Genomic DNA, 9,751 nt, shown 5'->3' on the forward strand with positions numbered 1-9,751 from the left:
TATTTACTGTACCGCAATACGACCGCTGTACTGCCGGCGCGACCCGCTACTCCTCGCTCTCGCTGACGGTCACCTGTGCCTCGCGCAGGACTTTGTCGGCCATCTCATAGCCCGGCCGGTGGACATCGGCGATTGCCCCGTCTGGCTGGTCGCTCTCGACCCGCGCGAGCACCTGGTGCTGTGTCGGGTCGACATCTCTGCCGGGTTCGGGATCGATCACCTCGACGTTCTCGGCGTCTAGCACGTCGTCAAGCTGGCGGAGCGTCGACTCGACGCCGCCTCTGATGTCCGTATCTTCGTCCTGTTCGAGCGCGCGCTCCAGGTTGTCCCGAACGTCGAGCAAGCGTGTCACGAGGTCCTCGGTGGCGCGTTTCTGTTCCTGCTCGCGGCGCTTGTCCATCCGCTTTTTGTAGTTCTGGAACTCCGCCTGCTTGCGCTTGAGCTTCTCCTCTAGCTCCTCGATTTCCTCGTCCTGCTGTTCGACCTGCGATTCGAGGCTGTCAGTACGCGTCCGCAGCGCAGAAAGTTCCCGAGCGATATCTTCGGGGTCCGATTCGGCGACCCGGTCGACCAGTTCGTCGTCTACCTCGAACTCGCCCAGGTCGACCTCGTCCGCGGCGATGTCTTCGGGCGCGCCCTGGAAAGCGTCGTCGTCCGCGTGCGCCTCGCTCGCGGTCGACTCCTCCGTCGCGGCCGTGTCGTCGGCTGCGTCCTGCTCGGTCATACACGCTAGAAGTCGTCACGTGGATAAAAGGATTCAGAAACCGTGCGGCGACGACACCGTTTTCGGGCCGGTCGTCACAGGAGGAAACTAACGACCATCAGGACGAGGAACACGACGACCAGGATTTTCGCGATCCGCATACTGAGTCCTGCGACGCCCCCCAGGCCGGCCAGTCCGGCGACGACGGCGAGAACGAGAAAGAGTAGCGCCAGTTCGAGGAACCCGCCACCGGGCTGGAGCGGGACTATCGTTAGTAGGTGCTTCATGCTGCTATGTGTGGGTACTCTATCGATTTATTATATAGCCCCTAATCAGGGGCCGACGGCGAAGGCGTCCGGGTCGTACTGGAATCGCGTTCGATAGGCTGTCCACTCCCCGAGTTCTTCCAGTCGGTACTTCGCAAAGGCGGGGTTCCGAACCAGTTCCAGTTCCGCGAGCCGTTCACGGACCGGGTCGAAAAGGGTCGCCCAGTCGAGGTCTCGGAGTGATTCGTCCGGGCCTTCCTCGCTCGCAGTGAACGTCAGCCCGTCGTCCGTTCGCTCGATGGTCCCGTACTGGTACCGGCTCCAGACAGTGTACTCCCCGAAGGGGACGCTCTCAGTGGGTGGCGGTGGCCGGCGGTACTGTGCCTGGAACCGCTGGTGTGTCTCGTTGCCACCCCACAGTACCCCGCGGGTGAGAAGCTTGATCCGCTGGTTGGCATCCACGCCGCTGTTGAAGATGATGCGGGCGTGTTCGTACTCGGCGGACCGGAACTGCTCAGCGACGCCGTCGGTGTAATGGATGTCGATCTCGTACTGGTACGGCAGCGGCGTCCGGCTTGCGCGTTCGAGCACCGAGACCATCTCCGAACCCCGGCGCAGGTCGTCGTACGGTCCCGTTCCACGCCACTGCGCCGGGTCGGCCTCGTCGGGGTCGACCCACTTGTCCATGTTACCAATACGCAGGAATCGCTCTTAGCTCTTCGCGCGGACCACACAGGGCTGACGCGTCAATTAAACTAACACGCGGTCGAGTTCGACGATGACGCCCTGCTCAGCGTCCGGGTCGCCGACGAGCGTCCCAAGACAGACCGCAGCGTCGTCGGGCGTGACACAGACGACCTGCGAATCTGTCTCGGGCGTCGCATCGCCCACCGTGGCCGGCCCGACTTCGATGACGCCCGGCGCGTACACCGGCGCGCCCTCCGCAACCTCGCGGGCGGCACTCGGCGCAATCGTGACCCGTGGCAGGTGGACCAGCGCGCGCTCGGCCGGCTGGATGATCTCGCGCAGGTTTGATTCGTCGCCGTCCTCGGCGAACGCGAGCGCGTCGAACAGGTCGTGCATCGTCGACAGCGACGCGTCGTCGAAGCTGCCGGTCGCCGTCCGGCGGAGGTCGCCCATGTGTGCGCCGGTGCCCGCCGCCAGCCCGATGTCGTGACACAGTTTCCGGATGTAGGTGCCAGAGGCACACCGGACCCGTAGCAACAGTCGCCGGTCGCCCCGTTCGAGGATATCCAGCGCGTGAATTCGCCGGGTGCGGAGTTGCCGCTTGACCGCGCTCTTCCGGGGCGGTTTCTGGTAGATGTCGGTCTCGAATTCGGCGACGATGTCCGCAATATCGGCCGGGGCCTGGTCGTGGAGTTCCAGCACGGTGACGTACTCCTTGACGGCGTCATCGAACACCTGGGCCATCCGGGCGGCGTCGCCCAGCAGCACGGGCAGACAGCCCGTCACCTTCGGGTCGAGGGTCCCGCCGTGGGCGACCCGGTCCTGGCCCGTTGCGTCGCGAATCCAGGCCGCGACCTGATGAGCAGATGGTCCCGGAGGCTTGTCGAGGTTGACGACGCCGAAGGAGCGGAGCGAATCGAGGTCCCGTTCGTCGGGCGGGGCACGGAGCGTCATCGGCTCAGAACTCGTACCGGATGTTCTCGACCGGCGCTTGCCCCTCGTCGCCGTCTGGGCTGTACGACTCGACGGCGTGCAGGGTCACGCTCAGGACGCCCTGCGGGTCCCAGCGAGCGGTGTTGACAGAGAGGTCGTAGATAGAGAGGTCGTCGAATTCGATGTCGTAGTAGTCGCTGTAACGCTGGGCCTCGCTCTCACCGCGCTCCCGTGTTTCGGTTTTGGCCTGCTCGAAGGGTTTGTTCTCCCGCGTCGCGATGCGGTCGGCCCGCACGTCCAGTGGCGCAGTCAGCCACAGCTTCATGTCGGCGTACTCGCCCGCCATCCAGCCGGCGAGGCGGGACTCCAGCACGAGGTCGTCGCGCTCGGCGGCGATGTCACGGAGCCGGCGGTCCAGGTCGCGGTCGATCTGGTCGTCCTCCTCGGCGGCCTTGTTCAGCTCTAGGGGTGTCATCCCCCGCTCCTCGGCCAGCGAGCGGAAGATGTCGCCGCCGCTGACATGCTCGTAGTTCAGGGCGTCGGCCAGGCTCTTGGCAAGTGTGCTCTTGCCGCTGCCGGCCGGGCCGGAGACGGTAATCAACATACAGGAGTTCGGGGTGGCCCGGTAGAAAGGGCTGTCTCTTCGCGCCTACCCGGTCGGCGTCGTCTCGACGTTGAGCGCCTTCCGGATGATCTGGGTAAAGGACAGCGAGCACAGGAAGTACCAGATAATCCACGCCTGGATCGGGCCGGCGACGCCGTTGCGCCACGCTTCCACTTCACCGAAGATCGGGAGCGTAATCACCGGGCTCGTGCCGACGCCGGCGCCGAAGACGATCCAGTAGAGCCAGAGGAACAGCGGGATGTTGACGAGCATGATCCACACCATCGGGCGGAACTGCTGTTTGAACATGCCCATCTGGTCGGTCATCAGCTCCATCTGCTCCTCTTCGAGCCGGTCCAGGGCCTCCTGGTCGTCGCGTTCCTTCGCGGCTTTGCGGCGCTCTTTCAGGTCCTCCATCTTCTCCTGATGGTCGCCCATCCCCGACATGTCCATGAGGTTGTCCTGCAGGATCGTCGAGGTGGTTCCGGTGATGATCGCGAGCACCAGAATGACGGCATAGAACGGCAGCATGTCGTTGAGCGGCCCGAGGAAGATGTCGATGAACCCGCCCGCGATAACGTCGCGGACGGAGGTCATGGAGTAGCCGGCGAACAGACCAAGCGTCGCGAGGCCAGCGAGCTTATCCCATTTCGACCACCCGCTGTCCTCGTCATCCTCGCTCGGGGCCGCGTCGGACTCTTCGAGTGCCTCGCGGACGCCCTCGGGGTCGTCGATGACGAAACCCTCGCCGTCAGCGTCGATGAGCAGACCGGACTCGATGAGCCGGCCCCATTCGCCGCTCGTGAGGTCGTCGCTCACGTCGCTCCAGGTGACGGTCCCGTTCTCTTCGGCCGCAGCGAGTACCGTCCCGAGCGCGTCGGTCATTGCCTCGCCGTCCTCGGCGAGTCGTTCTACCTTCGGCGCGGTACGTGCCATTGGATATGATTGAGGTGCGACGGCATATCAACGTTTTACTCTGTCTGTCTCGCCGGCATCGGCCTCGAACGGCGGTCCTCTCTGGCTTCAGGCCGTCTGCGCGTCGACGGCGTCCCGGATCTCGTTCCAGACCTCGTCGGGCGTCTGCTCGCCGTCGACGGCGACGAAGCCGTCGTGGTCCTCGTAGTGGTCGATGACCGGTGCGGTGTTGTCGTCGAACACGTCCAGTCGGTTCCGGACGGACTCCTCGTTGTCGTCGTCGCGCTGGATCAGTTCGCCACCACACTCGTCACAGACACCTTCTGCTTCTGGCTGGTTGAACTCGACGTGGTAGTTCGTTCCGCAGTCGTCACAGACCCGCCGACCGGTGAGCCGGTCGACCAGTTCCTCTCGGGAGACGGAAAGCGAGAGAATCACGTCGAGGTTGGTCATCCCCGCCAGTTCCTCTGCCTGGTCGAGATTGCGCGGATAGCCGTCGAGCACGAACCCGTCGGCCTGGGAGAGCGCCTCGTCGACGATGGCGTTGACGACCGCGTCTGGCACGAGGTCGCCCGCCTCCATGTACTCCCGTGGCGTGTCGTACTCGGTGTCCATGTCGCTGATGTCCATGTCCTTGTTCGCCCGGAGCGCGTCCCCGGTCGTGACGTGTTCGACGCCGTATTCGTCGGCGAGGTTGGCGCTCTGGGTTCCTTTGCCGGCTCCCGGCGGTCCGAGAATCAGGATTCGCGGATTCGACATATCCAGGGTTTCCGAGGGGTCCGTTAAATGGTTATCCAAATCTTGACGGCGAATGCGCGCTGCCGCCACCCAAAGGTGTGTAGGCCCCGCCGACCAACCGACGGTATGCTCGAACCCGGAATGCCCGCACCCGAGGTCAGCGCACAGAACCAGTTCGGCGAACCCGTCACGCCCGACTTCGAGGAGCCGACGGTGGTGTACTTTTACCCCGAAGATTTCACCGGCGGCTGTACCATCGAGGCCCGCGACTTCCAGGAACACCTCCCGCAGTTCCGCGAGGGCGGTATCACCGTCTACGGCGTCTCGATGGACGACGTGTCGACCCACGACGAGTTCGCCGAGGAGGAAGGCCTGTTGTATGACCTACTGGCCGACCCCGACGGGACCGTCGCCGAAGCATTCGGTCTGGATACGAGCGGCGGCCGGACGGACCGCCAGACGTTCGTGCTGGCCGACGGCGAGGTCAAGTCCGTCTACGATCCGGATCGTTCGGACCCCGAGGGGCATGCCGAAGAAGTACTCCGCGACGTTCGCAACGAGTACGTTCAGGGCGGATAGACCGAGCTGACCGTCCTCAAGGGACCACTATGGTAAGCCGTGGTTGTCCTGATACCGTTCCACCCAGCCTTTCCATCGGCTGTTGTCGGTCATATATGCCACCGCACTCTCGGGATTCTTGAAGCTCACACCGTAGTCTTCCAGCCGCTGGTTATGTCCTTCGGGTAGGTAAAAACGGTCGATGTGGCATCCAGCATGAGCTGTGTCGACACGGGCGATATCGACGTTTTCGCCATCCGTATTTCGCACGTAAAGGTTGACGCCGTAGTCCTGCGGGACAGGGGCATCTTGCGGGTCTTGGCTGATGGCGATGTGTACTTCGTACCCGAGATGTGTTCCTAATGCTATGCTATCGTCGCACCGATTGCCCTCAGACTTCTCTGAGGGTAGTCTATTTTCGTCAGTCATATTAGATTAAACAGATACTCAATCAGAGGAAGAATCTCCCTGAGCACGCACCCGTTATTATTACTACAACTTCCCGACATATAAAGTTTCCGGTAGTACGAGAAAATGGCACCCTGTCGTGACAACAGCCTTCTAACCGCCAGAACCGTCACATTTTTATGTTGATGCCTCGTACAACAGTACAGAGGCTTATACATATGAGCAATTCCAAATCTAACCCCGTCGCAACCCCGCCCACTGATGAGACTCCAGATGAGTCTTCCACCGAGCGGGCGTTGCTGCGGACACACCTTGCCCGCTCCCTCGGAGAGGAGTGGGGTGACACGAAGGTGCTCTCGCATGAAGCAGCCGCACGGGTCTTTACCGACAAGCGCCACGAGATATTGCAGGCGCTGGACAGCGAACCAGTTGCCTCCAAGCGCAAGCTAGCTGAGCGTCTCGGTCGTGACCCCGGGGCAGTCCAACGGGACTTGGACCGCCTTATCGAAGCGGACTTGGTAGACATAGAGCAGGACGGACGGTCGAAGCGACCGGTTCTGGCTCATGACACTATTCTCATTGAGCCGCTGGTCGCACCTGACTCTGTTGGGCCAGAAACGTCTTACTCCGTGGAAAATGAACCATAAGCTACTCTGACGGCTGTCTCTCTGTGTCGTTTGAGACGGTCCGTGGTCGTTATTAGAACACTTCAGCGCCGCGGCCGATCCGGGTCTGATACACGCGGGCGTCGACACCGCGCTCGCCGAAGGCATCGAGCATCGTGCTCGCAATCTTCCGGCGGTCCTCTTCGGCACAGGCCGCAATGACCGTCGGCCCGGCCCCGGAGATCGTGACGCCGGTGGCTCCGGCCGCTAGGGCGGCCTCGCGGACCTGTTCGTAGCCGTCGATGAGTTTCGCGCGGGCCGGCGTCACGACGGTGTCGTGCATCCCCTGACCGACGAGTTCGGGGTCGTCGCGGTGCATCCCCGTCGTCAGCGCTGCGGCGTTGCCCACTGTCTCTACCATCTGGTCGATGCGGGCCGTCTCCGGGACGACGTTGCGTGCGTCCCGCGTCGACACGACGATGTCGGGCAGACACGCCACGAGCGGGATGTCGGCGTCGACCTGCGTGACGCCCTTTTCGGTCGCGATGGTGAACCCGCCCAGGATTGAGGGGGCGACGTTGTCGTCGTGGGCGTCGCCGGAGACGACGGCCTCGCCCTTGGCGGCGATGGGGACCAGTTCCTCGCGGGAGTACCCGCGGTCGTACAGTTCGTTCAGCCCGACGGCCGCGGCGGCGGCGCTGGCCGCGGAGGAGCCAAGCCCCGATGCGGGGCGGACGCCCTTGTCGATCTGGATGCGGGCCGGAGCGTCGAGCGCCTCCGCGACTGCGCCCACGGTGTTCTTGTCGGGGTCCTCCGGAATATACTGGCTGCCTGCGCCGGTCATTTCGATCGTGACGCGGTCGGCTTTCTCCAGACGGACAACGTCGGCCGGACGCTCCAGTGCGACGCCGAACACGTCGAAGCCGCTCCCGAGGTTCGCACTGGTAGCCGGCGCCCGGACTGTCAGCATGCCTGCGAATTTCAGCAGTGTCGCCAAAAAGGTAGCGAACCGATACTGGAACTCTTTCCCAGTACTGAGAACGCGGCCCAAAGGCATAAAACAGGGAACCATGACGTTCGAGTAGGTATCGATATGGATGTCGACATCGCCACAGTCGCCATCCTCGGGAACGCGGGTGGGGCGCTCATCGGGTTCGCCATCGCGGCTATCGCCGCTCGGAACCAGGATGTCCCCGGCGCTCGCCAGTACGGCTGGCTCGCGCTGGCCGGGGGGTGCTGGTGTGCCGTCTCGATCTGGCAGGTGTTCGTTTCCGACCCTGCTGCCGCAGAGACAGTGCATATCTTCGAACGGATCGCCGCCGCACAGGTCATCGGGCTCTGGGTCGTCTTCGCGTTCGCGTATACCGGCCGACAGTCGTGGCTCCGCCCCTCGTGGCTCGTTCCGCTGTTCCTGGTGGTGAATGCGGACGGACTGCTCCTTCTGACTGAGCCGGTACACGGCCTCGTTGCGGCGACGGCACTCCCGGTCACACAGCGCGGGGCGACGTTGTTCGTCATCCAGCGCGGCCCCACCTCCGCGGCGCTTCTCGCCATCAGCTACGGGCTGTTACTGATCGGGTACGCCCTCCTCATCGAGTTCCTGTTCCGGTCGCGGAACGTCTACCGGCGACAGACTGCGACAATCGTCATCGGCGCCGGTCTCCCGCTACTCGTCGCCGTGCTGTACGACTTCGGCTACACCCCACATCCGGCTATCGACTTCACGCCGGTCGCGTTCTCACTCAACGCGGTGCTCGTGGGCTGGATGCTGTTCGAAGACGAATCGCTGTCCGTGACGGCGCTGTCGGGTGACACGCTCGTCGACAACCTCCCCGACCCGGTGGTCGCGCTCGATGACGACTGCGTCGTTATCGATTACAACGCCGCGGCGGCGACCGCACTGGAACACCCAGACCCCACCGGGGAGTCGCTTGACGACCTCATCCCGGGCCTCACCAACCACATCGAACGGGGTGAAGTGTTTTCCTTCGGCGACTCGCTGACGTACTACAACCCGCAGACGACGAGCCTCACCGACCAGTTCGGGACGGAACGTGGTCGCCTCGTCGTGCTCAGGGACGTGACCGGACAGCAGCGCCGCCAGGACCGACTCGAAGCGCTGCAGGGCGCGACCCAGCAGTTCATCGAGGCTGAAACCGCCGAGACAGTCGCCGAAATGGCTGTGGAGTTCGCGACGGCCGTCCTCGACCAGAACGCGGCGGGCGTGTTCCTCGAAGACGACAACGTTCTCGAACCGACCGTCGTCAGCGAATCGATTACAAACCACGTCGATGAAGAACTGTTGTACGGGACACCGACAGACGAGCCCGAGAGCAAACTCTGGCGGACGTACGAAACCGGCGAGGTACAGGCCGTCTCGCTGGACCTCGACGGACTTGATCCCCTCGACAACGCGCTGATGCTGCCGCTTGGCGCTCACGGCGTGATGGCAATCGCGTCACACGACAACACCTTTGCTACCGAAGACAGGCGGTACGCCGCGATTCTCGCACAGACCACGCAGGTGGCCCTCGATCAGGTTGAGCGCGAGCGTGAACTCCGCCAGAGCCGCGGGTCGGTCAAACGACGCCGCGAGCAGATCGAGTTCTTCAACGGCGTCCTCAGGCACTCGCTGCACAACGCCATGGTCGTCATCCGCGGCCGCGCGGAACACATCAGAGACGACGTGTCGCCGTCGAAACAGCGGCACCTCGACAGCATTAGCGACTGGTGCGGGAAGCTCGCGGACATGAGCGAGACGATCCGCGATATCAACAACACCGTGACGGCGAGTGAAGCGGAGCGGTTGGACGCGATTGATCTCAACGCGACGATCCGGCGCTCCATCCAGGCGCTCCAGGCCGAGTACGACTCGGCGTCGGTCGACTGCGAACTTGACGCCGACTACTGCGTGCAGGCGAACGACCTCCTTGAGGAAGTCCTCTTGAGCATTCTCCGGAACGCGATAGACCACAACAGCTCCCCTACCCCGCAGGTGACGGTGTCGGTCCAGCAGGCCAGCGACTGGCTGCAGGTCCGCATCGCCGATGACGGCCCCGGGATGAGCGACGAACTGAAGACGACGGTGTTCGAGCGCGGACTCTCGCCCGACCAGACCGCCGGCGGGTTCGGACTCTACTTCGTCTCGGTCATGATGGACCTGTACGGCGGCACGCTCTGGTTCGAAGACAACCAGCCGACGGGGACCGTTGCGATCCTCGAATTCCAGCGCGTACAGGTGGCTGAACAACCGGAGGACGGACCCGATTACAGCGGCGATGACGGGACGGTGACAACCGAAGCGCAAGCTAAATCCCACAACCGCTGATAGGTC

At 63.5% G+C, this 9,751-nt stretch carries 12 protein-coding genes; 3 read left to right on the top strand and 9 right to left on the bottom strand.

What is annotated here, in order from left to right; translation table 11 throughout:
- Positions 1-46: 46 nt before the first annotated feature.
- The 7 genes from NDI54_RS11680 to NDI54_RS11710 form a co-directional block, all read right to left on the bottom strand.
- Positions 47-724: a nucleotide exchange factor GrpE gene (locus NDI54_RS11680; RefSeq protein WP_310896617.1), complete on the bottom strand. Its 678-nt coding sequence runs from the start codon at positions 722-724 to the stop codon at positions 47-49.
- 74 nt (positions 725-798) lie between these two features.
- Positions 799-990, bottom strand: coding sequence for a DUF1328 family protein (locus NDI54_RS11685; protein ID WP_310896618.1), 192 nt, complete (start codon positions 988-990; stop codon positions 799-801).
- Between the two features lie 45 nt (positions 991-1,035).
- Positions 1,036-1,656: a hypothetical protein gene (locus NDI54_RS11690; protein WP_310896619.1), complete on the bottom strand. Its 621-nt coding sequence runs from the start codon at positions 1,654-1,656 to the stop codon at positions 1,036-1,038.
- Positions 1,657-1,719: 63 nt separating this feature from the next.
- Positions 1,720-2,610 carry an RNA-guided pseudouridylation complex pseudouridine synthase subunit Cbf5 gene (locus NDI54_RS11695; RefSeq protein WP_310896620.1) on the bottom strand — a complete coding sequence of 297 codons (891 nt, stop codon included), beginning with the start codon at positions 2,608-2,610 and terminating at the stop codon, positions 1,720-1,722.
- 4 nt (positions 2,611-2,614) lie between these two features.
- Positions 2,615-3,193, bottom strand: a complete 579-nt coding sequence (gene cmk, locus NDI54_RS11700) for a (d)CMP kinase (protein WP_310896621.1) — start codon at positions 3,191-3,193, stop codon at positions 2,615-2,617.
- Positions 3,194-3,238: 45 nt separating this feature from the next.
- Positions 3,239-4,129 (bottom strand): DUF106 domain-containing protein, encoded by an 891-nt coding sequence (locus tag NDI54_RS11705; RefSeq protein ID WP_310896622.1) that lies wholly within the window; start codon positions 4,127-4,129, stop codon positions 3,239-3,241.
- An 87-nt stretch (positions 4,130-4,216) separates the two neighbouring features.
- A complete protein-coding gene (locus tag NDI54_RS11710; protein WP_310896623.1) occupies positions 4,217-4,867 on the bottom strand; it encodes an adenylate kinase in 651 nt (216 codons plus the stop codon).
- Between the two features lie 105 nt (positions 4,868-4,972).
- On the opposite strand from NDI54_RS11710, the gene NDI54_RS11715 reads away from it, so the two are divergent.
- Positions 4,973-5,425: a peroxiredoxin gene (locus tag NDI54_RS11715; protein WP_310896624.1), complete on the top strand. Its 453-nt coding sequence runs from the start codon at positions 4,973-4,975 to the stop codon at positions 5,423-5,425.
- 27 nt (positions 5,426-5,452) lie between these two features.
- Here the strand turns inward: NDI54_RS11715 and NDI54_RS11720 are convergent, their stop codons facing one another.
- Positions 5,453-5,833, bottom strand: a complete 381-nt coding sequence (locus tag NDI54_RS11720; protein WP_310896625.1) for a DUF7718 family protein — start codon at positions 5,831-5,833, stop codon at positions 5,453-5,455.
- 197 nt (positions 5,834-6,030) lie between these two features.
- Between NDI54_RS11720 and NDI54_RS11725 the strand changes: the two genes are divergently transcribed.
- The gene (locus NDI54_RS11725) at positions 6,031-6,459 is read left to right on the top strand and encodes an HVO_A0114 family putative DNA-binding protein (protein ID WP_310896626.1); all 429 of its coding nucleotides are present in this window, start codon (positions 6,031-6,033) and stop codon (positions 6,457-6,459) included.
- A 52-nt stretch (positions 6,460-6,511) separates the two neighbouring features.
- Here the strand turns inward: NDI54_RS11725 and NDI54_RS11730 are convergent, their stop codons facing one another.
- Complete coding sequence (locus NDI54_RS11730) at positions 6,512-7,387, bottom strand: homoserine kinase (protein ID WP_310896627.1); 876 nt, start codon at positions 7,385-7,387, stop codon at positions 6,512-6,514.
- A gap of 123 nt (positions 7,388-7,510) precedes the next feature.
- Here NDI54_RS11730 and NDI54_RS11735 point away from each other — a divergent pair, with 123 nt between their 5' ends.
- On the top strand, positions 7,511-9,745 hold the full coding sequence (locus tag NDI54_RS11735) for a sensor histidine kinase (RefSeq protein ID WP_310896628.1): 2,235 nt from the start codon (positions 7,511-7,513) through the stop codon (positions 9,743-9,745).
- Positions 9,746-9,751 lie beyond the last annotated feature (6 nt).

Source organism: Haloarcula terrestris, from assembly GCF_031624315.1.
In the GTDB taxonomy this organism is placed as follows: domain Archaea; phylum Halobacteriota; class Halobacteria; order Halobacteriales; family Haloarculaceae; genus Haloarcula; species Haloarcula terrestris.